This is a genomic window from Azohydromonas lata NBRC 102462 (assembly GCF_001571085.1).
Classification (GTDB): Bacteria; Pseudomonadota; Gammaproteobacteria; order Burkholderiales; family Burkholderiaceae_C; genus Azohydromonas; species Azohydromonas lata.
In genome coordinates, this window is record NZ_BCTC01000018.1 from 62,254 (window position 1) to 88,536 (window position 26,283).

The 26,283-nt window shown below is 70.4% G+C and carries 18 protein-coding genes; 7 read left to right on the forward strand and 11 right to left on the reverse strand.

Going from position 1 to position 26,283, the window contains the following annotated elements; genetic code table 11:
• Positions 1 to 171 precede the first annotated feature (171 nt).
• The 7 genes from glgX to ALA01S_RS09145 all read right to left on the reverse strand — a co-directional run bounded on the left by glgX (position 172) and on the right by ALA01S_RS09145 (position 10,643).
• Complete coding sequence (glgX, locus tag ALA01S_RS09115; RefSeq protein WP_238455742.1) at positions 172 to 2,247, reverse strand: glycogen debranching protein GlgX; 2,076 nt, start codon at positions 2,245 to 2,247, stop codon at positions 172 to 174.
• Positions 2,244 to 4,433, reverse strand: a complete 2,190-nt coding sequence (glgB, locus tag ALA01S_RS09120) for a 1,4-alpha-glucan branching protein GlgB (protein WP_066335045.1) — start codon at positions 4,431 to 4,433, stop codon at positions 2,244 to 2,246. Before glgB ends, glgX begins: the two co-directional genes overlap by 4 nt.
• Before the next feature lie 95 nt (positions 4,434 to 4,528).
• Positions 4,529 to 5,776, reverse strand: a complete 1,248-nt coding sequence (locus tag ALA01S_RS09125) for a spore maturation protein (protein WP_066335047.1) — start codon at positions 5,774 to 5,776, stop codon at positions 4,529 to 4,531.
• Between the two features lie 113 nt (positions 5,777 to 5,889).
• Complete coding sequence (locus ALA01S_RS09130; protein ID WP_066335049.1) at positions 5,890 to 7,443, reverse strand: methyl-accepting chemotaxis protein; 1,554 nt, start codon at positions 7,441 to 7,443, stop codon at positions 5,890 to 5,892.
• A 692-nt stretch (positions 7,444 to 8,135) separates the two neighbouring features.
• On the reverse strand, positions 8,136 to 8,615 hold the full coding sequence (locus ALA01S_RS09135; RefSeq protein WP_157118866.1) for a hypothetical protein: 480 nt from the start codon (positions 8,613 to 8,615) through the stop codon (positions 8,136 to 8,138).
• Positions 8,616 to 8,757: 142 nt separating this feature from the next.
• Positions 8,758 to 10,173, reverse strand: a complete 1,416-nt coding sequence (locus ALA01S_RS09140) for a hypothetical protein (protein ID WP_066335051.1) — start codon at positions 10,171 to 10,173, stop codon at positions 8,758 to 8,760.
• Positions 10,174 to 10,298: 125 nt separating this feature from the next.
• A complete protein-coding gene (locus tag ALA01S_RS09145) occupies positions 10,299 to 10,643 on the reverse strand; it encodes a hypothetical protein (RefSeq protein ID WP_066335054.1) in 345 nt (114 codons plus the stop codon).
• 174 nt (positions 10,644 to 10,817) lie between these two features.
• On the opposite strand from ALA01S_RS09145, the gene ALA01S_RS09150 reads away from it, so the two are divergent.
• Positions 10,818 to 11,921 carry an alpha/beta fold hydrolase gene (locus ALA01S_RS09150; protein ID WP_066335061.1) on the forward strand — a complete coding sequence of 368 codons (1,104 nt, stop codon included), beginning with the start codon at positions 10,818 to 10,820 and terminating at the stop codon, positions 11,919 to 11,921.
• A gap of 159 nt (positions 11,922 to 12,080) precedes the next feature.
• Here the strand turns inward: ALA01S_RS09150 and ALA01S_RS32740 are convergent, their stop codons facing one another.
• Complete coding sequence (locus ALA01S_RS32740) at positions 12,081 to 12,821, reverse strand: YtxH domain-containing protein (protein WP_066335064.1); 741 nt, start codon at positions 12,819 to 12,821, stop codon at positions 12,081 to 12,083.
• 228 nt (positions 12,822 to 13,049) lie between these two features.
• Here ALA01S_RS32740 and ALA01S_RS09160 point away from each other — a divergent pair, with 228 nt between their 5' ends.
• Positions 13,050 to 14,327, forward strand: a complete 1,278-nt coding sequence (locus ALA01S_RS09160; RefSeq protein WP_157118867.1) for a phospholipase D-like domain-containing protein — start codon at positions 13,050 to 13,052, stop codon at positions 14,325 to 14,327.
• Between the two features lie 141 nt (positions 14,328 to 14,468).
• The gene (locus ALA01S_RS09165) at positions 14,469 to 16,271 is read left to right on the forward strand and encodes a site-specific integrase (RefSeq protein ID WP_066335070.1); all 1,803 of its coding nucleotides are present in this window, start codon (positions 14,469 to 14,471) and stop codon (positions 16,269 to 16,271) included.
• 831 nt (positions 16,272 to 17,102) lie between these two features.
• Here the strand turns inward: ALA01S_RS09165 and ALA01S_RS09170 are convergent.
• On the reverse strand, positions 17,103 to 18,104 hold the full coding sequence (locus ALA01S_RS09170) for a ParB/RepB/Spo0J family partition protein (RefSeq protein ID WP_066335071.1): 1,002 nt from the start codon (positions 18,102 to 18,104) through the stop codon (positions 17,103 to 17,105).
• 78 nt (positions 18,105 to 18,182) lie between these two features.
• Positions 18,183 to 19,442 (reverse strand): AAA family ATPase, encoded by a 1,260-nt coding sequence (locus ALA01S_RS09175; protein WP_218011443.1) that lies wholly within the window; start codon positions 19,440 to 19,442, stop codon positions 18,183 to 18,185.
• 575 nt (positions 19,443 to 20,017) lie between these two features.
• On the opposite strand from ALA01S_RS09175, the gene ALA01S_RS09180 reads away from it, so the two are divergent.
• The 4 genes from ALA01S_RS09180 (at position 20,018) to ocd (ending at position 25,268) form a co-directional block, all read left to right on the forward strand.
• Positions 20,018 to 21,439: a replication initiation protein gene (locus ALA01S_RS09180; RefSeq protein WP_084267374.1), complete on the forward strand. Its 1,422-nt coding sequence runs from the start codon at positions 20,018 to 20,020 to the stop codon at positions 21,437 to 21,439.
• 284 nt (positions 21,440 to 21,723) lie between these two features.
• Positions 21,724 to 22,986, forward strand: coding sequence for an MFS transporter (locus ALA01S_RS09185; RefSeq protein WP_066335072.1), 1,263 nt, complete (start codon positions 21,724 to 21,726; stop codon positions 22,984 to 22,986).
• Entirely contained in the window at positions 22,983 to 24,062 is a 1,080-nt protein-coding gene (locus tag ALA01S_RS09190) for a hypothetical protein (protein ID WP_066335076.1), read from the forward strand. Before ALA01S_RS09185 ends, ALA01S_RS09190 begins: the two co-directional genes overlap by 4 nt.
• Before the next feature lie 138 nt (positions 24,063 to 24,200).
• Entirely contained in the window at positions 24,201 to 25,268 is a 1,068-nt protein-coding gene (gene ocd, locus ALA01S_RS09195; RefSeq protein ID WP_066335077.1) for an ornithine cyclodeaminase, read from the forward strand.
• A gap of 66 nt (positions 25,269 to 25,334) precedes the next feature.
• Here the strand turns inward: ocd and ALA01S_RS09200 are convergent.
• The coding region (locus ALA01S_RS09200; RefSeq protein WP_157118868.1) for an AMP-binding protein at positions 25,335 to 26,283 on the reverse strand (949 nt) is incomplete at its 5' end.

Here is a 26,283-nt window from a genome sequence, read left to right on the forward strand (position 1 = left end):
CTCATACTGCTGATGTCCAGTTGTAATGGAGTTACCGCCGAGGCGGCAGGGGACTGGACCTGTCCCTGGCCGATGGTTCGCAAGCTTCGTGCCGTCGTTGCGTAGGCCACCAGCCGGTCCGTCAGCCCAGTATGCGCCATTGTGGGGCGTGCCCCGGCAGGCCCTATTGCGTCAAGCCAACAAGGTGTGAGCACCGCCGCGCTCGGCCACCCACAGGCAGTGCGCGGGCAGCACGCAGTCTTCGCCCAGCACGGAGGCGATCAGGTCCACGTCGCTGCGCAGCACCAGGCGCCAGGGCCCGCCCTCGGCGGCCGGCAAGGTGAAGCGGTGCGGCGTGGTGTCGGGGTTGAACAGCAGCAGCAGCTCGCAGCCCGCGCCGCCGTCCGGCAGCCAGGCGGCAAAGGCGCGCTTGTCCACGCGCTCCCAGTCCTGCGGCGAGAGCGCGTCGCCGTCCGGGTGCAGCCAGCGCACTTCGGTGTCGCTGAGCCAGCGGTCCTGCCGCAGCCGCGCGTGGCGGCGGCGCAGGGCCAGGCAGCGGGCCACGTAGTCGGCCAGGCCGGCTTCGGCGTGTTCCCAGTCCAGCCAGGTGATGTCGTTGTCCTGGCAGTAGGCGTTGTTGTTGCCGCGCTGGCTGTGGCCGATCTCGTCGCCGGCCAGCAGCATGGGCGTGCCCAGCGACAGCGCCAGCGTGGCCAGCAGCGCGCGGCGCAGCCGCAGCCGCAGCGCCAGCACGGCGGGGTCGTCGCTCTCGCCTTCCACGCCCGCATTGGTGCTGAGGTTGTGCGCGTGGCCGTCGCGGTTGTGCTCGCCGTTGGCCAAGTTGTGGCGCTGGCGGTAACTCACCAGATCACGCAGGTTGAACCCGTCGTGCGCCGTCATGAAATTGACGCCGGCCAGCGGCCCGCGCGCGCCGTGGCGGAACACCTCGCTGGAGCCGGCCAGCGCGTGCACGAAGCCGCCGCGCGCCACGCCGCCGGTGAGCCACCAGGCGCGCGCGCCGTCGCGAAAGCGGTCGTTCCACTCCTGCCACGGCGCGGGGAACTGGCCCAGCCGGTAGCCGCCCGGCCCAATGTCCCAGGGCTCTGCAATCAACTTGACGCCCGAGAGCACCGGGTCCTGCGCCACGGCGGCGAAGAATGCGGCGTGCGGTGAAAAGCCTTGTGCGTCGCGGCCCAACGCGGGCGCGAGGTCGAAGCGGAAGCCGTCCACCCCCATGTGCCGCACCCACCATCGCAGCGCGTCCATCACCAGGCGCAGCACCGGCGGTTCGGCCAGGTTGAGCACGTTGCCGCAGCCGCTCCAGTTCTCGTAATGCGCCGCGTCGCCCGGCCGCAGGTGGTGGTAGAGGCGATTGGCGATGCCGCGCAGGCTCAGCGTTGGGCCGTGCTCGTCCAGCTCGGCGCTGTGGTTGAACACCACGTCCACCAGCACTTCGAAGCCCGCGGCGTGCAGCGCATCGACCATCTCGCGGCACTCGGCCAGTGCGCTCGCGCCGGCCCGCGCGCTGGCGTAGCGCGCCTCCGGCGCGAACCAGGCGATGGGGCTGTAGCCCCAGTAGTTGGACAGCCCAAGCTTGAGCAGCCGCGCCTCGTCGGCGCGGTGCGCCAGCGGCATGAGGCTCAGCGTGGTCACGCCCAAGCGGCGCAGGTGATCGACGAAGGCCGGATGCGACACGCCCAGGTAGCTGCCGCGCAGCTCGGCCGGCACCCCGGGGTGGCGCATGGTGGCGCCGCGCACGTGCAGCTCGTAAAGCACGGCGTCGGCCGGCGCCACGTGCACGTGCGCGCCGTCGGCCACGGGCGGCGGCTCGGCCACCACGCGCGCCTTGAGCGCCACGGCGGCGTTGTCGCGCCCGTCCGGACGGTGGGGATGCGCGGGGTCGTGCCCCAGAAAAAGGTCGCTGCCGTCGTAGCGGCCGACGACTTCGCGCGCGTAGGGGTCCAGCAGCACCTTGGCCGGGTTGAAGCGGTGGCCGTGCGCCGGGCTCCAGGGCCCATGGACCCGCAGCCCGTAGACCAGGCCCACGCCGGCACCGGGCAGGCATCCGTGCCAGATGCCGTGGGTGTTGGCAGGCAACGCCAGCCGCACCAGCTCGGTGCAGCCCGCGTCGTCAAACAGGCACAGCTCGACGCCCGTTGCGTCCGGCGCGACCACGGCAAAGTTCAAGCCGCCTTCAAGCGACGTGGCACCCAAGGGCCAGGGCCGGCCCGCGCCCAGCGCGGGCGGGGTGCAGGCGGGCGGGCTCACGGCGCGGGCGCCCACAGTTGCGTGGCCAGCGGCGCGATGTCCATGGCGATGGAAAACGGCAGCCCGTCGCAGGGCACGGCCTCGGCCACGCGCTCGCCGTTGGCCACGCCGCTGCCGCCGTAGACGGCCAGGTCGGTGTTGATGACCTCGCGCCAGGTGCCCGCACAGGGCACGCCCAGGCGCCAGCCGTGGCGGACCACGGGCGTGAAGTTGGCCACCGCCACCACCACGCCGCCCTGGTCGTCGCGGCGCTGGAAGGCGAAGACGGCGTGCTCCTTGTCGTGGTGGCGAATCCACTCGAAGCCGCAGGGGTCCACGTCACGCCGGTGCAGTGCGCCGAAGTGGCGGACCACGGCGTTGAGGTCGCGCACCAGGCGCTGCACGCCGGCGTGGCGCGCGGCATTGGGGCCGTGCTCCAGCAGGTGCCAGTCCAGGCTGCCTTCGAAATTCCACTCGCGCTCCTGCGCGATCTCGCCGCCCATGAACAGCAGCTTCTTGCCCGGGTGCGCCCACATCCAGCCGTAGCCCGCGCGCAGGTTGGCGAATCGCTGCCAGTCGTCGCCCGGCATGCGGCCCAGCAGGGAGCGCTTGCCGTGCACCACTTCGTCGTGCGAGAGCGGCAATATGAAATTCTCGTTCCACGCGTACATGAAGCCGAAGCGCAACTGGTCGTGGTGCCAGGGCCTGTGCACGCTCTCGCGGCCGAGGTAGCCCAGGGTGTCGTGCATCCAGCCCATGTTCCACTTGTAGTGAAAGCCCAGGCCGTGCAGGGCGTCGCCGCCCGGCGGGCGGCTCACGCCCGGCCAGGCGGTGGACTCCTCGGCGATGGTCACGGCGCCCGGCCGCTCGGTGCCCACCACGTGGTTCATGCGGCGCAGGAACTCCACGGCTTCCAGGTTCTCGCGCCCGCCGTGGCGGTTGGGCAGCCACTCCCCTTGGGCACGGCTGTAGTCGCGGTAGAGCATGGAGGCCACGGCGTCCACGCGCAGCCCGTCCACGCCGAAGCGCTCCAGCCAATACAGGGCGTTGCCGATCAGGAAATTGCTGACCTCGGCGCGGCCGAAGTTGTAGATGAGCGTGTTCCAGTCGGGATGGAAGCCCTCGCGCGGGTCGGCGTGCTCGAAGAGGTGCGTGCCGTCGAAGCGCGCCAGCGCGAAGGCGTCGGTGGGGAAGTGGCCCGGCACCCAGTCCAGGATCACGCCCAGCCCCGCCTCGTGCGCGGCGTCCACGAAGAACTTGAAGTCCTGCGGCGAGCCGAAGCGCGAGGTGGGCGCGTACAGCCCGGTGGGCTGGTAGCCCCAGGAGCCGTCGAAGGGGTGCTCGTGCACCGGCAGCAGCTCCAGGTGCGTGAACCCCAGGCCGGCGGCATAGGGCACGAGCTCGCGGGCCAGCTCGCGGTAGGTGAGCCAGCGCCCGCCGTCGGCGCGGCGCCAGGAGCCCAGGTGCACCTCGTAGATGCTCATGGGCGCGTCGAAGGCATTGGCCGCGGCGCGCGCGGGCGAGACGGGCGCGGCCGGCGGCGGCACGGCCACGCGCGAGGCCGTGCCCGGGCGCAGCTCGGCGGCGAAGGCGTAGGGGTCGGCGCGCAGCACGACCGCGCCTTGCGCATCCAGCAGCTCGAACTTGTAGAGCACGCCCTCGGCCACGGCCGGGATGAAGAGCTCCCACACGCCGCACTCGCGGCGCAGCCGCATGAGGTGGCGGCGGCCGTCCCAGTGGTTGAACTCGCCCACCACCGACACGCGGCGCGCGTTGGGCGCCCACACGGCAAAGCGCACGCCCTGCACGCCTTCCACCGCCATCGAGTGCGCGCCCAGCGCCTGGAAGGGCCGCTGGTGCGTGCCCTCGGCCAGCAGCCACAGGTCCAGCTCGCCCAACAGCGGCGCGAAGTGGTAGGGGTCGTCCAGCTCGGCCTGCGCCGAGCCCCAGTCCACGCGCCAGCGGTAGGCGAAGCGCTCCGTCGGCCCCACCACCGTGCCCTCGAACAGCTCACTGCCGGGAATGCGCTGCAGCTCGGCCAGCACCCGCCCGTCCTCGGCAGCCACGGCCCACACGCGCTGCGCGCCGGGCAGGAGCGCGCGCAACCACCAGGCGCCGTCCTCATCCGGCCCCTGCAGGCCCAGCACGGCAAAGGGGTCGCCATGGTCGGCGCGCATGAGGGACTGGACGGTGGCGGCGGGGAGCATCCGGGGGTTCCTTCTGGTTGGACGGCGGCGGCCTGGCGGCCTGCGGTCACTGTAACTGGCGGCGGCAGCGCCCTGCGCCGCGGCCCGGCGCAGCTTCAGCGGTAGAAGGCGTAGCCCACGGCGATGGCGCCCACCAGCCCCACCGCGTCCGCGATCAGCCCGCAGGCCAGCGCGTGGCGCGTCTTCCTGATGTCCACGCTGCCGAAGTACACGGCCAGCACATAGAAGGTGGTCTCGGTCGAGCCCTGGATGATGGACGCCAGCCGGCCCTCGAAGGAGTTCACGCCGTAGGTCTTGAGCACGTCCACCATCAGCCCGCGCGCGCCGCTGCCGGAGAGCGTCTTCATCAGGCCCACGGGCAGCGCCGGAACAAAACGGGTGTCCAGCCCCAGTGCGGCCACGGCGGCGGCGATGAGCCGAATCAGCGCGTCCATGCCGCCCGTGGTGCGGAAGATGGAGATGGCCACCAGCATGGCGATGAGGTAGGGAATGATGCGCACCGCCACGTCAAACCCCTCGCGCGCGCCCTCGACGAAGCACTCGTAGACGTTGATGCGCCGCCAGGCCCCCGCGGCCACGAACAGGGCGATCACCGACACCATTGCCCCGCTGCCCAGCAGCCCCACCAGCTCCGCCATGCGCGCGGGCGGATAGGTGCTCAGCCACGCGTACAGCGCGCCCGTGAGCCCCATGAAGCCGGCGAAGAACAGCAGCACCGGCGCGCACAGCAAATTGATGCGCTGCCAGGCCGCCACCGCCACCAGCCCCGCCGTGAAGGAGATGAAGGTGGCCAGCAGCGTGGGCAGGAAGATGTCCGCGCCGTTGAAGCTTGTAAAACCCTGCTCGACGGCGATGGCCTGGCGCAGCGCGATGACCGACGTGGGGATGAGCGTGATGCCGGCGGTGTTGAGCACCAGGAAGGTCACCATGGCGTCGCTGGCCGTGTCCTTGCGCGGGTTGAGCGCCTGCAGCTCGCGCATGGCCTTCAGGCCCAGCGGCGTGGCCGCGTTGTCCAGCCCAAGCATGTTGGCGCTGAAATTCATGACCATGCTGCCGGCGGCCGGGTGGCCGCGGGGCACGCCGGGGAAGAGGCGGTCGAAGAAGGGGGCCAGGGCGCGGGCGAAGAGCTGGATCACCCCGGCCTGCTCGCCTATGCGCATCACGCCCAGCCACAGGCTCATCACGCCCACCAGGCCCAGCGAGATGTCGAAGCCCGTCTTGGCCGTGTCGAAGATGCCGGCCATGACGCGGCCGAACACGCCCACGTCGCCCAGCGCCAGCTGCACCAGCGCCGCGCCGAAGCCCAGGAGGATGAAGGCGACCCAGACGTGGTTGAGGATCATCGGTACGGCAGGCGCGGCAGGCTGTTCTACGAAAGGCGGCGCAGCATACGCGACGCTTCACGCACGCCTGCCGCCACGCGCCATGGCGGCGGCGCGCGCGGTGCGGCGTCCCGTCAGCTCGCGGCGCGGTAGACGCTGATGGCGTCGGCCAGGCGCTGCGCGCGGCGGTCCAGCGATTTCGCGGCGGCGGCGCTCTCCTCCACCAGTGCGGCGTTGCGCTGGGTGGTGTCGTCCAGCTCGGCGATGGCCATGTGCACCTGCGCCACGCCCTCGCCCTGCTGCTGCGAGGCTTGCGAGATCTCCGACACCAGCGAGGTGACGTGGCGCACCTGGTCGATGATGTGCTGGATGGTCTCGCCGGCCTGCGCCACGTGCTTGTTGCCCGCGTCCACGCGCTGCACGGATTCCTCGATGAGCGACTTGATCTCGCGCGCGGCCGTGGCCGAGCGCTGCGCCAGGGCGCGCACCTCGGAGGCCACCACGGCAAAGCCGCGCCCGGCCTCGCCCGCGCGGGCGGCTTCCACCGCGGCGTTGAGCGCGAGGATGTTGGTCTGGAAGGCGATGCCGTCGATCACGCCGCTGATGTCGGCAATGCGCGCGCTGTGCGACTGGATGTCGCCCATCTGCGCACGCACCTCGTGCATGACCGCACCACCCTTGGAGGCCGCCTCGGAGGCCTGCTCGGCCAGGGTGCGCGCCTGGTCGGACGTGGCCGAGTTCTGCTGCACGGTCTGCGTGATCTGGTGCATGGAAGCGGCCGTCTCCTGCAGGCTGGCCGCGGTCTGCTCCGTGCGGCCGCTGAGGTCGATGCTGCCGGAGGCGATCTGGCGGCTGGCCGAGGCCACGCCGTGGGTCTGCTCGGCCACGTCGTCCACCAGCGCGCGCAGGTTCAGCCCGGCCTGGTTGACCGCGCGCATGAGCAGGCCGATCTCGTCGATCCGGTTGAGCGCCAGCCCCGGTCCGGCCTCGCCGCTGGCCACGCGGTTGGCGTGATCCAGAATGCGCTGCACCGGCGACACGATCTGCTGGCCGAGGAACAGGCTGCCCAACAGCACCGCCACGAGCCACGCGCCCACCACGCCCGCCCATTGCAGCGGCGTGGAGGCCGCCAGCAGCGCCGGCACCGCGGCCACGGCGCCGGTGACGCCCAGCCCAAGGGCCACGCGCACGCGCAGCGACATGAGCTGGAACAGCGACAGCGGCTTGCGCCAGCCCGTGCGCACCACCAGCCCGCGGTGCACGCGGCGCCCGTTGGCGCGGTCCTCGCGCAGGTCGGCATACAAAGCCTCGGCCGCGCGCACCTGCTCCGGCGTGGCCGGCGTGCGCACCGACATGTAGCCCACCACGCGCCCGTTGCGGCGCATGGGCGTGGCGTTGGCCAGCACCCAGTAGTGGTCGCCGTTCTTGCGCCGGTTCTTGACCGGCGCCGTCCAGGACAACCCGGCCTTGAGCGTGTCCCACATGTCGGCAAAGGCCGCGCCGGGCATGTCGGGGTGGCGCACCAAGTTGTGCGGCTGGCCCATCAGCTCGTCATGGTCGAACCCGGCAGCCTGTATGAAGGCGGCATTGGCGTAGCTGATACGGCTTTCCACGTCGGTCGTGGACATCAGCGTCACATCGGCAGGCAGCGGGTATTCACGGCCGGTCACGGGAAGGTTGGTTCTCATGGCAATCCTATGCAGGCAACGCTTTAAATTTTCGGCAGGCGAAGAAAGATGGGGGCTCCGCCATCGATACAAGAAAATTCCACTTCAATCCCCGTGCATCACAATTAACCTGGCTGCGCTTCCCAATCGGCCGACAATTTACCGATCAGGAATACAAAGGCGGCAGGGTTGCGCACAGAATCGGAGTAATTCAACTCTCAATCTTCACGGGTAGGAGAATTTACTCGTCCCTTCCCTGACCAGCGAAAACGCCGGGTTGAGAGTTATCAAAAAATTCTTGAATTCGAATTGAAATTGGATCAAAAATTACACCCGCGTCATCTGAAGCGGCGATTTTGTTTTGCCTAATCATCATCGGCAAATACCTCTTCGTCAGTGAAAACCATATATCGGCGCAAAATAGTCATCAATGTCGCCAGAAATTCACGACTGATCAAGAAGAGATATCTGACGGCACGCTGACAAAAGAAACATCACCTGTGCGTGAAGGCAGACCCTGCGAGGGCCGACACAAACACGTGAGATCTTTTGTCAGTTTGATGACACGCAACAGCGCGTAAGCAAAATGCGTGACAAGCCCACTGCTCCGCTGCGAAGAGCGCCTCAAAGCGGTAGGAATACACGGTGCGGAGGCAACCGTGGGAAAACGGAGGCTTCGGACGGAACCGTCCAGCGGCGCAGGCGCTCGCGGCTCAGGACAACTTGTCGCGCCGCGCCTTGCGCCGGAAAGCCTTGGCCACGAGGCGGTGGCCGACCACGTCCCTGCGGATCTGCGCGCGCTCGGATTCGATGATGAGCAGCGCCTGCACGCCGTGGCGGGCCGCCACGGACTTGAGTGCGTGCAGGGCCAGGCCGGCATCGTCGGCACCCTGGACCGACGGGACCGCATTCGAATTGAAGATGGCCAGCGGCCCGGGCAGGCGCAGGCCATTGACCTGCTCCAGCACATCGACGTCCGAGTCGTTGTGGCCCTGCGCCTCTATCAGGCCCACGGGCTCCATCTCGGCCGGGTCTTCCTTGTCCAGGATGCGGACCTCCGACACCGCGATGGGCGCATGCCCCTCGCCGTCGAACGAGGTATAGCGCGCCTCCGAGACGTCGGCCCGCGCCCCCAGCGCGGCCACCGCCAGCAAGGCGCCCAGCAGCGCGTTTCGAACCAACCCTCGGGGCATGCGCAATCCGACGAATTCCGTTTTCGTTGTCCAAGCCCGCCCCGGCTGGAGGCGGGCAGCGGCCCCTCATCGACACAATGGCGAAACACTTAAGGGCCCGGCCCAAAAAAGTGCGGCGGGCGCCCGGCCCGCTCAAGCTTGCTCAAGCCCGCTCGGCCACGGCGGCCAACAGGTCGCGCGGATGCAGCATGGCCTCGCGCGCGTCGCGGGCCAGCCCGTACTGCGCCAGCGCCGTGCGCAGCCGCGGCACCGTGAAAAGCGCCTCCCAGGCCGGCGCCAGCGCCTGCTCGTGCGCTTGGGTGCCGCTGGACAGCGCCGCGGCAAAGCCCAGGCTGGCGCGCTCGGCCAGCAGCACGGCCTTGGCGGCCGCGTCCACCCAGCGCGGCGCCGCCTCGGCCGGCGCCGTGCAGCAATAAAGGGCGCGCAGCGGCAAGCCGGCCGGCGGCGGCTGCAACTGCCGCAGGGAGCGGCCGCTGAGCCACACCTCGCCGGCCGCGCCGGCAAAGGCATGGCGCTGGTCCTCGGCCGCCAGCGCCAGCCGCCGCAGGCCGCGCCGCAGCCGCGGCAAGTCGGTGGTGGCGGCGGCGGCGCAGGCCTTGACTTCGGCCAGCAGCACCACGTCCAGCGCATCGGCGCCCGGCGCGGCGCGCAGCAGCGCCACATCCCATTCGTCCTTGGCGCCCTGCACGCCGCCCGCCAGGCTCCCCGGCGTATGCAGGCCCTGGGCGACGCTGTAGGCGCCGGCCTCCCCCGGCTGGCGGTTGAGCAGCGTGGCCACCTCGCCGAAAGCCTGCACGGTGGCGTCTTCGGCCGCCGCGCCCAAGCGCGCCGCGGCGCGGCCCGTGGCCGCGGCGGCCTGGCTGCCGGCCTGCGGGCCGCGCTGGCCACACAGCGCGCGGTAGCGCTGTACGCTGTCCAGCGCCAGCAGCGCGACACCCTGGCGCAGGCGCTGCAAGGCGGGCAGCGCCGCCAAGGCAGGCAAAGCGGCGGCAAGGTCAGGCGCATCACGTGCGTCCGGTGCGTCTGGTGAGTCCGGCCAAGCCGCCCCGGCCGGCGGATGTTGCGCCAGCGACTGGGCGGCGTGGTCCAGCGCCGCCCAGTCGCCGGCCTGGACCAGGCCGTACAGCGGCCTTAACGCCTCGCGCGCGGCCGAGGGCGGCAGCCGCTCCAGGCGGGCCGGGTGGGCGAGGGCCGACACGGCGGCGCGCACGGCGCGCGTGTCCGCCTTGGCCTGCGCCTGCAGCGCGGCATAGGTTTCGACGTCCGGCGTGCGGGCGCGCAGGGCCTGGGCCTGGAAAGCCGGATCGCCACCCTCGGCGCGCAGCGCCGTGCGTATCACCTCGGCCAGCGCCCACAGGAAGAGCTCGCGCACGGCCTGCGGCGCGGCGCGGCCGGCGTCGGCCGCCATGCACGCCTGCTCCAGCGCGAAGGCCAGCGCCGCGTCCACGCCGGCCTCCCGCGCCGCCCGCACGTCGGCCGGCAGCGGCGGCATGCGGTAGGGGCGCGGCGCAGCGCGCAGGGCTTCAATCAGCAGCGGGGGGAGGCAGTCCGGCGTCATGCGGCCATTGTTGGCGCTGCCGCGCCGCCACTGGTCACGGGGGCAGTCTCGCGGCGCTTTGGGCGGCGCCTGCCGGGCACGGGTTGGGATGTCCCCAGCCTCGGCCGGCTTGCCGCGCGCAAGGTTCAGCCGCGCTGCGCCACGGCCGTGGGTGGGCGGTAGGTGCGCATCAGCGTACGCCCGTCGCTGGCGCGGCAGCGGCCGTGGCCGGGCACCAGGCCCAGGTCGGACAAGGTTTCAAACACGCGCACGGCCTCGCTCAGCCGCGTGGTTTCTATGACGTGGGCCAGGTCGCCATAGGCGTCCTCGACGCCTATGCGCAGGGGAACGGCATCCGGGTCCTGCGGCAGCGGGTGGCGCTGCAGGCCGCGCAGCCGCTGGCGCAGCTCGGCGCGCTCAGGCCACTCGATCTCCCCAAAGGAAAGCTCAGGAACGCGGGCAATGGGTTTGTGTTTTTGGGTACTGCTCATATGCACAGCTCTTGCAATCCGCAGGCCCGCCCCTGCGTTGTCCCCCCGGAACGTGCGAGCGTACCGCCCCGGGCTGCCGGCTGCCCGCCCGGCCAGCGGCCCCAAGGCCGCGGAACGGGGCTTGCCCCGCGGCAGCGACCCCATTCACTGCCCGCTGTCGCCACCATCCCCGCCATGACTGCCTTGCCCAACGCCCTTGCCGCGCCTCTAACCGGCTCTCTTGCCGCACCGCTTGCCTGCGCTGAGCTGGGCAGCCTGTTCGAACGGCTGGACGCGCTGCGCTTGGCCGCCGGCGCCCACATGGACCGCCTGGGGCTGGGGCCGCAGCCCGCGCCCAGCCGCGTGCTGCACGAAGAGCCGGGCTTGAAGCTGCTGCGCTACGACGGCGGCGGCGAAGGACCGGCCTTGCTGATCGTTCCCGCGCCCATCAAGGCGCACTGGATCTGGGACCTGGCGCCGCAGTGCAGCGTCGTGCGCGCGGCGCTGGCGCGGGGTTGCGCCGTGCACCTGCTGCAGTGGACGTCCGCGCCCGCGCACTGGGGCCTGGACGAGCACGTGGACGCCGTTGCCCGCATGGCCCAACGCGTCGCCGCCGCCACCGGAGGGCGCCCGCACCTGCTGGGCCACTCCCTGGGCGGCACCTTGTCGGCGCTGTATGCGGCGCGGCATCCGCAGGGGCCGGCCTCGCTGGTGCTGGTGGAGTCGCCGCTGTGCTTCGGGGAGGCCACCGGGGCGCTTGGGGCCCTGGTGCATTCGCTGCCGCCGGGCTATGCCCAGGGCTTCACGCACGTGCCGGGCAGCCTGGTGAGCTTGGGCGCCAGCCTGGCCTCGCCGGACGAATTCATCACCGAATCGCGCCAGGACGCCTGGGCCGCCGCCCTGAGCGGCCCGCAGGCCTGGCGGCGCCACCTGCTGGCCCTGCGCTGGACGCTGCAGGAGCTGCCGCTGCCCGGCCCGCTGGTGGCGCAGGTCAGCGACGCGCTGTACCGCGAGGACCAATTCATGAAGGGCACACTGGTGGTGGGCGGACAGGCGGTGTCGCCGCGCGACGTGCGCGTGCCCCTGGCCGCCATTGCCGACCTGCGCAGCCGCGTCGTCCCGGCCGCGTCGGTGACGGGCTTCGTGCAGGCCACGGCCAGCCCGCAGCCCCTGGTGCTGCATTACGGGGGCGACGTGGGCGTGTCGCTGCAGCACATAGGCGCGCTCATCGGCCAGAGCGCGCACCGGGAAATTTGGCCCAGGGTGCTGGATTGGGTGCAGGAAATGACGGCAAGGTAGGCGCCAAAGCGGCAGGAGGCAAAACCGTCAAGGGGAGGTGCCGTGCGGCACAAGAAGGGGGTGCGCACGCCAGCCCGAGGCTGACGCGCCGCGCCCCCTGATTCGCCATATCCCCACGCACGGCCGCCTGCCTCAGGCGCGCGGCCGTGCGCCGTCAGCTCAGTGCCACCCGCCGCCGCCCTGCAGCTCCGACGACGAGCCCGTGGCCGGCCGGTTGCCGTTGGCCAGTGCCGGCGTGGTGGTGGACTCACGGGATGCGGGCGCCGAGTAGGCCGCATCGTCCGCTTCGCTGCCCGCCGTGGCCGAATCCTCGTGCTTGCCGAAACGCTGGGCCAGTTGCTCCTTGCGCTGGCTCAGTTGCTGGCTGATCTGCTCCTTGCGCTCGGTCAGTTGCTGGCCGAGCTGGTCCTTGAGCTGCTTGGCCTGCTCGCGCACGCCGGCCAGGCGTTGGCGGCCGGACTCCGTCTTGAGCAGGTAAATTGCGGCCGCGCCCACCACGATGCCGCTGACGGCCAGCAGCAGCCCGCCGCCGCCACCGGAGCGGCGCGACTCCGGCACATAGCCCTCATGCCAGCGGTTCGAGGACTCGTTGCGCGCGTCGCGGGCGATGTCGTCCACGCGGTTGAGCGCCTGGCGGCTGTTGAGCCGGCCCTGCTCGGCCAGGTCCTGCACGCGCGTCAGGATGTCGCGCAGCAGGCCGCGGCCGTCCTGCGCGGCGCCTTGCAGGCGGTCCGTGGCCTGGTCGCCCGCGCTTTGCAGGTTGTCCAGCGCGTCGTCGGTGGCCGTGGCAAAGCGTTGGCGCAGGTCCGCGCGCCGGCGGGCGCCCTGTTCGGGGTCGGTCAGGTACATCGCAGCCGCGCCCGCGGCCAGGGCCCCCAGGGCCGTCCATGCGTTTTTCATCGTCAACCTCCTTTGCGATGGAACCCGGCAAATGCCGGCTCCTGCCGCCTTGGGTGCAACCGACGTTCCCGCTCCCCCGGGCCCACCCGGTGGAGCTCCCGGCCCGGCCTCTGCCGGCCGCCCGCAGCGATCGTCCGGTCCACCCGGCCTGACGTCCGTGGGGGGGCAACCGCCCCCCGCTGCGGCGCGGTATCGCCAGCGCACGGTACGCGTGCCCAAATCGCGCACATGCTGGAACCCGACACGCTTTTGACAATGGCACTGGCGCTGCTGGTGCTGGTGGTGCTGCTGGGGATTGCCATCTGGTCCATCAAGCGGCACCGGGACCCGGAGCTGACGCTGGCCTGCGACCAGCCGCTGCACGAGATGCTGCCCTCGGTCAGCGGCCTCACGCACTCCACGCTCATGCCGGGCAACGCCGTGGAGCTGCTGGAAAACGGCGCCTTCTTCGAAGCGCTGTTCGAGGAGATTGCGGCGGCGCGGCAGTCGCTGCACTTCGAGACGTTTCTTTGGAAGGAAGGCCGCCTGGGGGCGCGGCTGGCCGCGGCGCTGGCCGCCCGCGCCCGCGCCGGCGTGCAGGTGCGCGTGCTGCTGGATGCGCGCGGCTGCAACGACATGGGCGAGGCGGCCAGCCGGCTCATGCAGGAGTCCGGCTGCCGCATCGTCCGCTACCACGCGCCGCGCCTGCACAACCTGGGCGTGCTCAACCGGCGCGACCACCGCAAGGCCTGCATCGCCGACGGGCGCGTGGCGCTGGTGGGCGGCCACTGCATCGTGGACCACTGGCTGTACGAGGGCATGAAGGGAAAGCCGCCCTTTCACGACATCGGCCTGCGGCTGCGCGGCCCCGGCGTGCACGCGGTGCAGTCGGCCTTCAGCGAGAACTGGGTGGCCGAGTGCGGCGAGCTGTTCGTGGGCGAGGACGTGTTCCCCCCGCTGCAGCGCGCGGGCGACATCACGATGCACGTGGCCCGCGCCAAGCCGGAGCGGGCGGCGCCGGCGGTGAAGATCCTGCACCACCTGATCCTGTGCATGGCGCGCCGGCGGCTGTGGATTCAGAACCCGTACTTCCTGCCGCAGGACAAGGCCATTAAGGCGCTGGCCGCCGCGGTGGAGCGCGGTGTGGACGTGCGCGTGATGGTCCCTTCCGCCGGCGCCTCGGACATGCCCATCGTCCAGCACGCGGCTCACCACAACTTCGAGCGCCTGCTGCGCGCGGGTGTGCGGATCTTCGAGTTTCCGCACACGCTGCTGCACCAGAAGGTGCTGACCATGGACGGCGCCTGGTGCGCCATTGGTTCCAGCAACTTCGACGACCGCAGCTTCGAGATCAACGACGAGATCACGCTGGGCCTGCTGGACCAGGGCCTGGCGCGGCGGCTGGAAGAGATCTTCGAGTCCGACATGCGCGAGTGCGACGAGCTGGACCTGGCCACCTGGCAGCGCCGCAGCTGCGGCCACCGGCTGCTGGACCGCGCCTGTCACCTGCTCAAGGAACAGCTTTGAACGCCTGAATCGCCGGCAGCGGCCTTTCTCCAACCCGCCGATACGCCAACAAGCCGCCGCGAGGCGACTTTTTGCATCTCCTATAACGGCAGTAATCGAAGGTATGATTTTTATCGCCAATTACTGCCCCCGCCTGCCGCCATGCCCACGAAGTCCGACGCCACAAGCACTTACCTGCGCCGCATGGGGCCGCATCACTTCGCGCACCTGCGGGCGGTGGCGGACGGGCTGTCCGTACAGGCCTCGGCGCAGCGCTACCTGGGCATAGAGCATGGCAACGCGGCGATGGCCGCGCACAGGGCCGTGGTGCAGCGGCTGCGCTCCATGGCGCGGCGCGCGGGCGATGCGCGCTGGCGGCTGGTTGGGCTGGTCATCCGCGGCATGGAGGGTGACGAGCACCCTGCCCTGGCCGATTGGGCCGCCGCCAACGGGCTGGAGGATTGGAGCGAGGCCGAGCTGCAGGAGCTTTACCGCCAGGCTTTTCCGGCCGAGCGGCGTGCAGCGCGCAACCAGCGGCTGCGCCAGCGGCAGATCGAGGCGCTGCGCGCGCTGGAGCAGGTCGCCTCCGAAGCGCCGCAACCTACGGACGCCATCGCGCTGTGGTTCGACCCGCGCCTGGCGCAGCGGCTGCAAGCCAACGGTTTTTTGCTGCTGCAGGACCTGCGGCAGGCCGTGGCGCGCGGCGGGCGCTGGTGGCGCGCCGTCCCCGCCATCGGCGAAACCAAGGCTCGCCGCATAGAGAGCTACCTGCGCCAACTGCTGCCCGGCGCGGGCACGGCGCTGGCGCCCGTGGCGGATGCGTGGGCCACGCCCTTGGCGGCGGGCCGCGCCTTGGCAGCGGGAGTGGACCAGCGCCCGCACTTCGACCTCGCGCTGCAACCCCCTTCCGGGCCCAACCGTGCCGCCTTTGCCGGCGTGGCCATCATCGCCGGCAGCGATGCCGAGGCCGTGGAGCAGTGGGTGGCGGCGCGTGCCGGCAGCCAGGCCACGGCGCTGACCTACCGGCGCGAGGCGCTGCGGCTGCGGCTGTGGGCGGCCGTGGAGATCAACAAATCGTTTTCGGCGCTCACGGCGCAGGACTGCCTGGCTTACATGACGTTTCTGGAGCATGTGCCCGACCGATGGATCTCGCGGCGGCGCGCCGCCCCCATGGAACCGGGCTGGGCGCCGTTCGCGGGGCAGCTCACGCTGGCCAGCCGGCGGCAGGCGGTCGTCATCGTGGCCAGCCTCTTCGCCTGGCTGGTCAAGGGCGGCTACCTCATCCACAACCCCTGGGACCTGGTGAACCGGCGCACGGGCGACGACGCGGCGCAGCATGCGCTGGACACGCGGGCCTTCGAACCCGTGGTTTGGGCGGCGCTGGTGGGCTGGATCGAATCACAACCAAGCTCACCTTCGCGCGAACGCATGCTGTTTTTGCTGCGTTTTACCGAGGCCACGGGGCTGCGCGCGAGCGAGCTGGTGTCGGCGAGGCTGTCGGACTTGCGGCCCGTGGGCGGGCGTTGGGCCATGCAGGTGCAAGGCAAGGGAGCCAAGAAGCGCATTGCCGCGGTGCCCACGCAGGCGCTGCGCGCGCTGGCGGGTTACCTGGCGGCACGCGGGCTGCCGCCGCTGGAGCGCGCGCCGGAAGAGGCGCCGCTGGTGGCCAGCCTGGACGATGCGCTGGCGCCCATAGGCTACCGCTCGCTGTATGAGACCGTGCGGGGCTGGCTGCGGCGGGCGCTGCGCTGGGCGCCGCTGACGGACGCGCAGCGTCGCAGCGCCGACAAGTCGTCCGTGCACTGGCTGCGCCACACCTGCGGCACGCGGGCGCTGGAGCGCGGCGCGCCGCTGGAAGTGGTGCAGGCGCAGCTCGGCCACGCCGACCCGCGCACCACCATGCGCTATGCCAAGGCACAACTGCAGCGGCTGCAGGACGGGATGGAGAAGGCGTTCGGGGAGTGAACGGGCGGCAAGGACCGATGGATGGCGGATGGCAGCCCACGCGTGGAAACCAGGTTTCCACGCGTGGCGGGACAGAGGCAAAGACGCGCGTCGATACGTTCCTCGCGTCCGACAGCAGAGGCCTTGGCCTGACGGCGCCTTGGCAACGGTGTTTTGCAGCGCCGTTTGCCGGAAATGTTGGCGCGCAGGCGGCTTTTAGGAACCCACAGCCCCGCTTGTAGGAGGCCCGCTCGCGGACCGAACCGCGGCCAGGAGACCCTTCGGCCCGCGAGCGGGCCTCCTACAGATGAGCACGAAGGCAATGCCAGACGGGGGCCTAGCGATCCCGCATCGCAACGTGGGCTGCGCTTCGACTCAAGAATCACAGAGAAGCTCACATGAGCCCTGCACCGCACCGTGCACGCCTCCAGAACTGCGTCCAAGCCAGGCACGACCGCCCTCTTCGCCGCAGCCAAACCCGGTTCCCGGGCGCCCGGCCGCCACTTCAGCGGCCCGTGCAGGCCCGCAGGCCGCACGCACTGCCGGTTCGACGCCCAAACGCCACCCAGGCATGAAGCATCACAAGCGTCCTCACATGAGCGCCAGAACACCGTGCCTGGACCGCTGGCGCGCACGGGCTGCCTGTATATGAACGGGTCTGGGCCGCCCCACCCTGCACCGCAGCCGGTGCGCCGCGGCGCCGGTGTGAAAGCGCGCCACGTCGGCGCGCCGGTGTGAAAGCGCGCCACGTCGGCGCGCCGGTGGGAGTTGTCCAGCGCAGCGGTGGAAACCAGGTTTCCACCGCCGGCCGCGGCCAAGCCTGGCGCCTCCCGGCGCGGCCGGCGAGTTGGCTCAGCCGCGCGGGCGGTTGAGCATCTTCATGACGATGTCGGAGAGCTCGTCCATGAAGGCGTCGTCGGCCGCGTGCGCCTCCAGCGTGATCACGGCGCGGCCGCGGCTGTCGCGCTTCCACACGCCGGCCAGGCGCCCGCCCGCGTGGAATTTCTCGGGTGCCGTCTTTTCCGCCACCCGCCCCGTGAGGTGGGCCACGATCTGGCCCGGGCTTGGTCGGCGCGTCATCTGGCGCACGCGCTCGGCGCGGCGCAGCACGGCCTTGCGGTCCTGGTCCAGCGACTGCGTGATCTCCTCCGCGTGGCGTGGCTGTATGTCCAGCGGCGTCTCGAAGGTCTCGACGATGGCCGCGGGCAACTGCGCCACCTGCGTGGCCTTGCGCACCCAGGTGTGGCTCACGCCGATGGCTTCGGCCAAGCGGCGTTGCGAGGGAAACAGTCCGGCGTCAAGCGCGGCCAGGTAGGTGATGCCCTGCTCGTAGGCGGACGGGTCCTCGCGCTCGCGGTTCTCGCGGTCCATGGACAGGAACAGGTCCAGGTCCGGCATCTCGCCGTCCCAGACCACCGCCAGCACCGGCAAGCCCAGCTCCAGGCAGGCGCGGTGGCGGCGGTGGCCAAAGACGATCTCGTAGCGCCCGGCCGTCTCGCAGCAGCGAACCAGGATGGGCTGCGTGTTGCCGCCGGCGAGCTCGATGCTGGACTTCAGCCGCGCGAACGCCGCCGTCGTGAACGCCGTGGCGTGGCGGTTGGCCCAGCGCGTGGTGTCCACCAGCGCCGGGTCCAGCTTCACCGTGGGCAGCGAGCCGTCGAAGGACTTCAGCTTGTCGCGCAGCGCCTGCAGCTCGCCCTGCATGGCCAGCATCTCGCTGCGCGCGGCCAGCATCTGCCCCGGCGCCGTGCGCGGCAGCGGCGGCTTGCCCGCCTCGCCCTGCGCGCTGCGCGCTTCTATGGAGGCGGCAATGTCCGCCGTGGTGGCCAAAAGCCGCTTGCCTATGCTGCTCATGAGGCGCTCCTGAAGGTCTTGAATCTTGGGGTGTCGTTATCGGTCATCGGCTGCCGTGGAAACCTGGTTTCCACGCCTTCAAGCCGCGGTGCCGGCCTGGGCCGGGGCGGCGGCGGCTTGCGCCGCGCGGGTGCGCCATGCTTCGATCACCGACTGCTCGACGAGCTCCACCACGCGGTCATAGGCCTCGGCGGCGCGCTTGTAGGTCTTGGCCGAGCCCTCGTACTTCTGCACGTCGTAGACCGTGCCGAACTCGGCGGCCTTGGACGACGTGACGGTGGTCTTGGGCACTTCCACCGGCAGCAGGTATTCGCCATACGTGGCCTGTATCCACTGGCGCACGGCGGGGGCGGCCACGTCGGATTGGTCCACCCGCGACAGCAGCACATGCAGGAAGTCGAAGGTCTTGCCGCGCTTGGACGCCTGGTCCAGGTTGCTGCCCAGGTCGGCAAAGAGGCTCCAGAACTGCGCGGAGGAGGCGAAGTCCAGCGCCGAGGGCGGCACGGGCACCAGGATGCCGTCGGCCGCCATGAAGGCGTTGATGGTGACGTAGGACAGCGAGGGCGGCGTGTCGATGATGATCACGTCGTACTCCTCGCGCACGCCTTCGAGGCTGGCGTTGAGCACGTCCCAGAAGCGCGCCGTCGGGTCGTTCATCTGCATGGCCGGCAGGCTGAACTCGGCCTGGAACAGCAGCGGCGCCGCGGGTACGAGGTCGATGCCGGGCCAGTAGGTGGGCTGGATCGCGTAGCGGATGTCGTCCGCCTCGCCGCGGCAGATGGGGACGATGGTCATGTCCTCCTCGACCTCCGTCTCCGGCAGGATGCCGAAGAGCGTGGAGAACGAGCCCTGCGGGTCCACGTCTATGGCCAGCACGCGGTGGCCGCGCATGCTCAGCCCCTGGGCCAGGATCATGGCGGTGGTGGTCTTGGACACGCCGCCCTTGAAGTTGCCCACCGCGATGGTCACGGCCTTCTGGCCCGCCGGGCGCATGGCCATGCGGCGGTACTCGCGCGTCCAGCGCTGCACCTCGTCCAGCGAGAACTCGCGCCGCCCGCCCGTGGGCGTGAGCTGCCCGGCGGGCAAGTCGCCCTTGCTGATGCGGTAGGCCACGTGCGCCTTGTCCACCCCGCACAGCGCCGCCACCTGCGTGGCCGAGAAGTTGGGTGGCACCTTGCGCGCCTCCGGCGCCAGCAGGCGGCCGCGTATGCCCTCCACCATGTTGGACGCCCGCGTGGCCAGCGCCGTGATGCGCGCCATGTCTATGGCCGGGCGGCTCACCGCCGCCGCCGCCGTGGAAACCTGGTTTCCAACACCCGCCGCTTGTTCGTTCTTCATCTCTTTAAAGAGTCAACAGAAATGCGGGCAGTTTATAGAAATCCGTTGACTCTCCATTGATTTTCGAGCACCCCGCAGAGGACACGAGGCTTGAACGCAACGCTGCGCTGTTGTGAGGAGCGATGGGATTCCAGCCAAGGCCCCTGGCGCGATGTGTGAGGGAAATTGTGACTTCAGGCTTTGCAACGCGTCTTGAAACCGGTCAAGCGGCGCCCAATCCCCGTGCTTTCCCGCATGCCGCGACGACTTCCGCGCTGTGAACGGCACGTCCGAGCTCCCGGAAAAGTACGAAACCCATATCCACTCACGACAAGTCCCAGGCTTCCTCACGTTGGAGGCAGGGTGAAACCCATGTCCACTCACGATGAAGACCATAAAAGCTCACACCAAACCCCAAATCCACTCACAGTTGTTCGGAAAACTTCAGATGCGACAAGGACTTGGCGCACTGTCAATGTATTTCAATGCCTTCAACACGTTTTCTCAATTACTTCAAGCGCCGCTGCGGCGCATTTGTGATTTAAGAAGTTCACAACTGTGAATAACCCGCTTCACACTCGTGGCATGATGGGTGGATGGACATCACGGACGACCCCGACGATCCAGCCCCGCACGCACAGCAGCCTGCCGATCCTGCTGGACATGAGGAGGCGCCCGATTCGCCCGCCGCGCGCGAGCGCCGCCCACGCGCGCCTTTGCGCCGCGCAACCGACGACGCCATGGTGCAAAAGGCCAACGAGTCCATCGCCATTCGGCCCAAGAAGGGGCGTCTGACGCTGCTGTCGCGCCGCATCTACAACGCGCTGCTCTTTCACGCGCAGCAGCAGGGTGTCGAGGAGCGGCAATACAGCATTCCGCTGGCCACGCTCATCGGCGACGCGCACTTCAATTCGCGCAACGTCGCGCTGCTCAAGGAGCACATCCGCGAGATGCAGACCACGCTGATCGAGTGGAACTCCGTGGGCGCAGGCGAGCAGCGCTGGACGTCCTCGCAGTTGCTGGGTGCCGTTGAAATCGCCGAGCGCGGCTCCGGCTACCCCGTGATCATCAGTTGGAGCTACCCCGACCGCGTGCGCGAGCGCTTGCTGAAACCCAGCCGCTACACGCGAATCCTGCTGGAGGTGGGAGCGCAGATGCGCTCCTACGCCGCCGCGGTGCTGTTCGAGCTGGGCATGCAATACCTCACCTCGCCCTCGCGGCTGACCATGCGCGAAGACCTGCACTGGTGGGCCTCGGTGCTCACCGGCCGCAGCGACGTGGAAAAGGTCGACTACCGCTACTTCAAGCGCGACGTGCTGCGCCCGGCGCTGGCCGAGGTGGAGGCGCTGCAGCAGGACTTCATCCTGGAGCTCATAGAGCACAAGGAAGGCCGCCGCGTGAGCGAGCTGCAGTTCCGCGTGCTGCGCCGCAGCCCCGCGCCGCTGGAGGTGGCGCAGGCGCGCAACACCTTCGACCTGGAGCTGGTGGAGCGGCTGCGCCAGCTTGGCCTCAAGGAGGAAGACGCCGATCTGCTCTACACCCGCACCGACGACACGCTGCTGCGCGCCACCGTCGAGCACGTCGAGCAGCGCCTGCGCAACCCCGCGCTGCCCACGCTCACCTCGCCCGCGGCCTACCTGCGCGACGCGCTGAAGAAAGGCTATGCCGGCGTACCGGCCCCCGCGCTGCCCGTGGCCGAGCCTGCGGCCTCGGCGGTGCAGGCCTCGGTGCAGGGCATACGCGAGGAGTGGGAGCGCGCGCAGTCGCGCGACTGCGAGGCGCGCTTCGGCACCCTGCCGGAGGAAGAACAGCTCATGCTGCGCCAGGCTTTCCAGGACGAGGCCCTGCCCGGCCTCATGGCCCCCATCGCCCGCGCCTGGGAGCGCGACGGCCCCCGCAGCAAGATCGCCGGGCCGCTCTTCCTGCGCTGGCTCGCGCGCCGCTGGCAAAGCGCCGAGCCCACGGAAAAGGACCTGCTGGAGTTCGCCATCGCCCGCGGCATGCTGCAGCTCGGTTGAGCGCGCAAGCGCCTGGGATGGCTGCCGGTGCGCCGTCCGACGCCGCTTGACGGCGATCAAGAACCGTCGCGTTGGAAACCAGGTTTCCATACGCTGACCCGGGGCTGCCGCACCCGGCCAGCCGTCCCGAAGCGGGCTCTTTGGCCGCTGGCGCACAGCCTTCCGCCCCCCGCGTGCGGCCTTTGCCTTGCCCGCGCAACCTTCGTTTGCATGGGTGCGCCTTGCGCGCGCAAATGCAACGCTTCGCAACCGTCAAGCGGAAAACACGAGGGCAGGGGGCACGCATGTACAGGTTCGAGTGGTTCGAGCAGGTGAAGCTCGGACAGGGGGCGGCGCGCGTGGATGCGGCCACAGCCGCGCGCGTGAGCCCGGTGGTGTGGGGCCTGGGCTTCACCAGCCTGCTCACCGACGTTTCGGCCGAGATGGTCAACAGCACGTTGCCCGTGTACCTGGTGCTGCACCTGCACCTGAGCCCGGCGCAGTACGGCGTGATCGACGGCGTCTACAACGGCTTCGCCGTGGCGCTGCTGGCGCTGCTGGCGGGCTGGCTGGCCGACCGCCACGCGCGGCAGAAGGAGCTGGCGCTGGCCGGCTACGGCCTGTCCACGCTGTGCAAGCTGGGGCTGTTGGTGGCGGCAGGCTGGACCTCGCTGCTGTGGATCGTCGGCCTGGACCGCGCCGGCAAGGGTTTAAGAACTGCCCCGCGCGATGCGCTCATCTCGCTGAACACGCCCGCCGGCCAGTACGCCGGGGCGTTTGCCGTGCACCGCGCGCTGGACGCCTGCGGCTCGCTGCTTGGGCCCGTTGCCGCCTTCGTCTTGCTGGCGCAGTTGCCGGGGGCGTTTGACGCGCTGTGGTTCACCAGCTTCGTCGTAGGCGTGCTGGGCGTGGCCGTGCTGTGGTGTTTTGTCCCCAGGCCCACGCAGGCGCTGGCTGCGGCACAGGCGGTGGCGCCGTTACCCACCATCGCCGCCGCACCCGGGCGCTGGATCACGCGCCGTTTCCTGGTGCTCACCGGCTGCGGCGCACTGCTGGCCCTGGCCACCATCAGCGACGGGTTCATTTACCTGCTGCTGCAGCGGCGCCACCCGGCGGCCGCGGGCTGGTTTCCGCTGTTCTACGTCGTGACGGCGGCGGCCTGCATGCTGCTGTCCGTGCCCGCGGGCCGCGTGGCCGACCGCTTGGGGCGCGGGCGCATCTTCCTGCTCGGCTACGCCGTGCTGGCCCTGCTGTACGCCGTGCTGCTGGGGACGGGCGAACTGGGCCTGCCCGCGCTCATCGGCTGCCTGGCCCTGCTGGGCCTGTTCAACGCCGGTACCGAGGGCGTGCTCATGGCCATGGCCAGCGCCGAGGTGCCCGCCGCGCGGCGCACCACGGGGCTGGCGCTCATCGCCACCGCCATTGGCCTGGCCAAGCTGCTGTCGTCCGTCGTCTTCGGCTGGCTGTGGGAAGGGCAGGGCGCCACCGTGGCGGTGAGCGTGTTCATCGCCGCGATGGGGCTGGCGATGCTGGCCGCGTACCGCGGCCTGGAGGGGGGCAAGTCGTGAACAACAAGAAACCCGTGCTGGCCTTCTCGGCCCTTTGTGCCGCGGCCGTCGTGGCCGTCGGTGGCTACCTGTACCACGCCAAGCAGCGGCTGCCGCCGACGGACAGCGCCGATGCCGCCGCCCATCCGCCCGCCGCCGCCCCGGCCTCCACGCCCACCCGCCCGGCGCCCACCGTAGCCAGCGCGTCCAGCGCCACGGGCCGCCTCTTCTTCCGCCACACCGGCATGGACGAGCACTACGGCCAGCTCGCCTGGCGCGAGGCCGCGCGCGGCGGCGAAGCGCACTTCGTTGCGCACCTGCGCTGCGAGGTCGCCCACGTTTCCGGCGGGCGCGGCATGTGCCTCACGGCCGAGCGCGGCGTCGTCACCACCTACAGCGCCAAGCTCTTTGACGCCACCACCTTCGCCGTCACGGCCGAGCTGCCGCTGCAGGGCATTCCCAGCCGCACCCGCGTCTCGCGCGACGGGCGCCTGGCCGCCTACACCGTCTTCGCCGCCGGCCACGGCTACACCAGCCTGGACTTCGCCACGCGCACCGTCATCCTCGACACCGCCACCGGCCGCGAGCTGCTGGAGCTGGAGAACCTGGCCATCACCAAGGACGGCCAGCCCTTCAAGGCCAAGGACTTCAACTTCTGGGGCGTCACCTTCACCCCGGACGGGAAGAACTTCTTCGCCACGCTCTCCAGCGGCGGGCAGCATTACCTGCTGCGCGGCGACATCGCCCGGCGCAGCGCCACCGTGCTGCACGACAACGTGGAGTGCCCCTCGGTGTCGCCGGACGCCACCCGCGTGGCCTACAAGAAGCGCTACGTGGTGGACGGGCGCATCGTCTGGCAGTTCCACGTGCTGGACCTGAAGACGCTCGTGGAAACGCCCCTGGCCGAGAAGCGCAACGTGGACGATCAGATCGAGTGGCTGGACGACGCTCACGTGCTCTACGCCCTGGCCAGCGACAGCGCCGCCGCCAGCACCGACGTCTGGACCGCCCCCATAGACGGCAAGGGCGCGCCGTCCCTCTACCTGCGCAACGCCTACTCGCCCGCCACCGAACGCTTCCCCAAGCCGGCCCCTTGAAGCGGTGAGGATTAAGCAGAACGTCAACGCGGCCTGACGTTTTGCTCAGCCAGTGCAGCGCTTCGCTGCAGCTTTTGCGCTTTCGCTTGCCGCGGCCCCTGGCCAGACTCCCTTCATCGACTTGACGGGAGATAAGCCATGGCCAGCCAGAGCAGCTTCATCCACACCGAGACGCTGTACGTGGGCGCGCGCGACCTGGTGCGCCTGGTGCAGCGCCAGGGCCTGCCCGCGAGCATTGCCGGCGTGGCCGAGCAACTGCGCCGCGACTTCCTGCGCTGGGACGATTTCGAGAAGACGCCGCGCATCGCGAACCACTCGCGCGACGGCGTGATCGAGCTCATGCCCGTGGCCGACGCCGAGCGCTTCGCCTTCAAGTACGTCAACGGCCACCCGAAGAACACGCGCGAGGGCCTGCCCACCGTGATGGCCTTCGGCGTGCTGGCCGACGTGGCCACCGGCGCGCCGCGGCTGCTGAGCGAGCTCACCCTCACCACCGCCATCCGCACCGCCGCCACCTCGGCGCTGGCTGCCCGCGCGCTGGCGCGGCCCGGCAGCCGCCGCATGGCGCTCATAGGCAACGGCGCGCAGGCCGAGTTCCAGGCCATCGCCTTCCGCGACCTGGTGGGCGTACGCGAGCTGCGCCTCTTCGACGTGGACCCGGCCGCCACCGCCAAGCTGGTGCGCAACCTGGCGGGCCAGGGCCTGGACCTCACCGTGTGCGCGAGCACGGTCGAGGCGGTGCGCGGCGCGGACATCGTCACCACCGTGACGGCCGACAAGGCCAACGCCACCATCCTGACGCCGGAGTTGCTGGAGCCCGGCATGCACCTCAACGCCGTGGGCGGCGACTGCCCCGGCAAGACCGAGCTGCACCGCGGCGTGCTGGAGCGCGCGGCCGTGTTCGTGGAGTTCGAGCCGCAGACGCGCATCGAGGGCGAGATCCAGCAGATGCCCGCCGATTTCCCCGTCACTGAGCTGTGGCGCGTGCTCGCCGGCCAGCACCCCGGCCGCCGCGCGGACGAGGAGGTGACGCTCTTCGACTCGGTCGGCTTCGCCCTGGAGGACTACTCGGCCCTCACCTGGGTCCACGACACCGCGCTGTCGCTGGGCATCGGCCAGCGCATAGACCTCGTGCCGGCGCAGGACGACCCGAAGGACTTGTTTGGGCTGCTGCGGCAGGAGAGGGCGGTGGTGCGCGCGCAGTGAGGCAAAGGCGCATCGAACCTGGCCGGCTGTTTGAACGCCCCGGCGGCACGGGCTGACGGCTTCGCCTTACCCGATCGCGCTTGCCGACTTCAGCGCCTGGCGCAGCACGAACTTCTGGATCTTGCCGGTGGACGTCTTGGGCAGCTCGCCGAAGACGATGCGCTTGGGCACCTTGAAGCGGGCCAGATGCGACCGGCAGAAGTCGATCAGTTCCTCCTCCGTCACCCCGGACCCCAGCTTCACCTCCACAAAAGCGCAGGGCACCTCGCCCCACTTGGGGTCGGGCTGTGCCACCACCGCCGCCAGCATCACGTCCGGGTGGCGGTGCAGCACGTCCTCCACCTCCAGCGAGCTGATGTTCTCGCCGCCGGAGATGATCACGTCCTTGCTGCGGTCCGTGATCTTCACGTAGCCGTCCGGGTGCAGCACCGCCAGGTCGCCCGTGCGGAACCAGCCGCCTGCAAACGCCTCCTGCGTGGCCGCCGGGTTCTTCAGGTAGCCCTTCATCACCACGTTGCCGCGGAAGCACACCTCGCCCAGCGTCTGCCCGTCGGCCGGCACGGGCTGCATGGTCTCGGTGTCCAGCACCGTCACCGCCTGCTGCAGCGGATAGGCCACGCCCTGGCGCGCATTGAGCCGCGCCCGCTCCGGCAGCGGCAGCGAGGCCCACTCCTGTTGCTGCGCGCACAAGGCGGCCGGCCCGTAGACCTCGGTCAGTCCGTACACGTGCGTGATGGCGATGTTGATGCGCTCGCAACCCTCGATCACCGCCGCCGGCGGCGCCGCGCCCGCGATCAAACCCTTCACCTGATGCTGTAAACCCTCGCGCAGCGCGGCGGGCGCGTGGATGAGCAGCCCGTACACGATGGGCGCGCCGCACATGTGCGTCACGTGGTGCTCGCGCAGGAGCGGGTAGATCAGGGCCGGGTCCACCTTGCGCAGGCACACGCTGGTGCCCGCCACCAGCGCCAGCGTCCACGGGAAGCACCAGCCGTTGCAATGGAACATGGGCAGT

What these genes read in the sequence shown, in the direction of transcription:
- glgB (WP_066335045.1), bottom strand. Translation starts at nt 4,433, where the DNA reads ATGCTCCCCGCCGCCACCGTCCAGTCCCTCATGCGCGCCGACCATGGC.
- ALA01S_RS09150 (WP_066335061.1), top strand. Translation starts at nt 10,818, where the DNA reads ATGACTGCCTTGCCCAACGCCCTTGCCGCGCCTCTAACCGGCTCTCTT.
- ALA01S_RS09170 (WP_066335071.1), bottom strand. Translation starts at nt 18,104, where the DNA reads ATGAGCAGCATAGGCAAGCGGCTTTTGGCCACCACGGCGGACATTGCC.
- ALA01S_RS09135 (WP_157118866.1), bottom strand. Translation starts at nt 8,615, where the DNA reads ATGCCCCGAGGGTTGGTTCGAAACGCGCTGCTGGGCGCCTTGCTGGCG.
- ALA01S_RS09160 (WP_157118867.1), top strand. Translation starts at nt 13,050, where the DNA reads ATGCTGGAACCCGACACGCTTTTGACAATGGCACTGGCGCTGCTGGTG.
- ALA01S_RS32740 (WP_066335064.1), bottom strand. Translation starts at nt 12,821, where the DNA reads ATGAAAAACGCATGGACGGCCCTGGGGGCCCTGGCCGCGGGCGCGGCT.
- ALA01S_RS09140 (WP_066335051.1), bottom strand. Translation starts at nt 10,173, where the DNA reads ATGACGCCGGACTGCCTCCCCCCGCTGCTGATTGAAGCCCTGCGCGCT.
- ALA01S_RS09175 (WP_218011443.1), bottom strand. Translation starts at nt 19,442, where the DNA reads ATGAAGAACGAACAAGCGGCGGGTGTTGGAAACCAGGTTTCCACGGCG.
- ALA01S_RS09165 (WP_066335070.1), top strand. Translation starts at nt 14,469, where the DNA reads ATGCCCACGAAGTCCGACGCCACAAGCACTTACCTGCGCCGCATGGGG.
- ALA01S_RS09125 (WP_066335047.1), bottom strand. Translation starts at nt 5,776, where the DNA reads ATGATCCTCAACCACGTCTGGGTCGCCTTCATCCTCCTGGGCTTCGGC.
- ALA01S_RS09130 (WP_066335049.1), bottom strand. Translation starts at nt 7,443, where the DNA reads ATGAGAACCAACCTTCCCGTGACCGGCCGTGAATACCCGCTGCCTGCC.
- ALA01S_RS09145 (WP_066335054.1), bottom strand. Translation starts at nt 10,643, where the DNA reads ATGAGCAGTACCCAAAAACACAAACCCATTGCCCGCGTTCCTGAGCTT.
- ALA01S_RS09185 (WP_066335072.1), top strand. Translation starts at nt 21,724, where the DNA reads ATGTACAGGTTCGAGTGGTTCGAGCAGGTGAAGCTCGGACAGGGGGCG.
- ALA01S_RS09180 (WP_084267374.1), top strand. Translation starts at nt 20,018, where the DNA reads ATGGACATCACGGACGACCCCGACGATCCAGCCCCGCACGCACAGCAG.
- ocd (WP_066335077.1), top strand. Translation starts at nt 24,201, where the DNA reads ATGGCCAGCCAGAGCAGCTTCATCCACACCGAGACGCTGTACGTGGGC.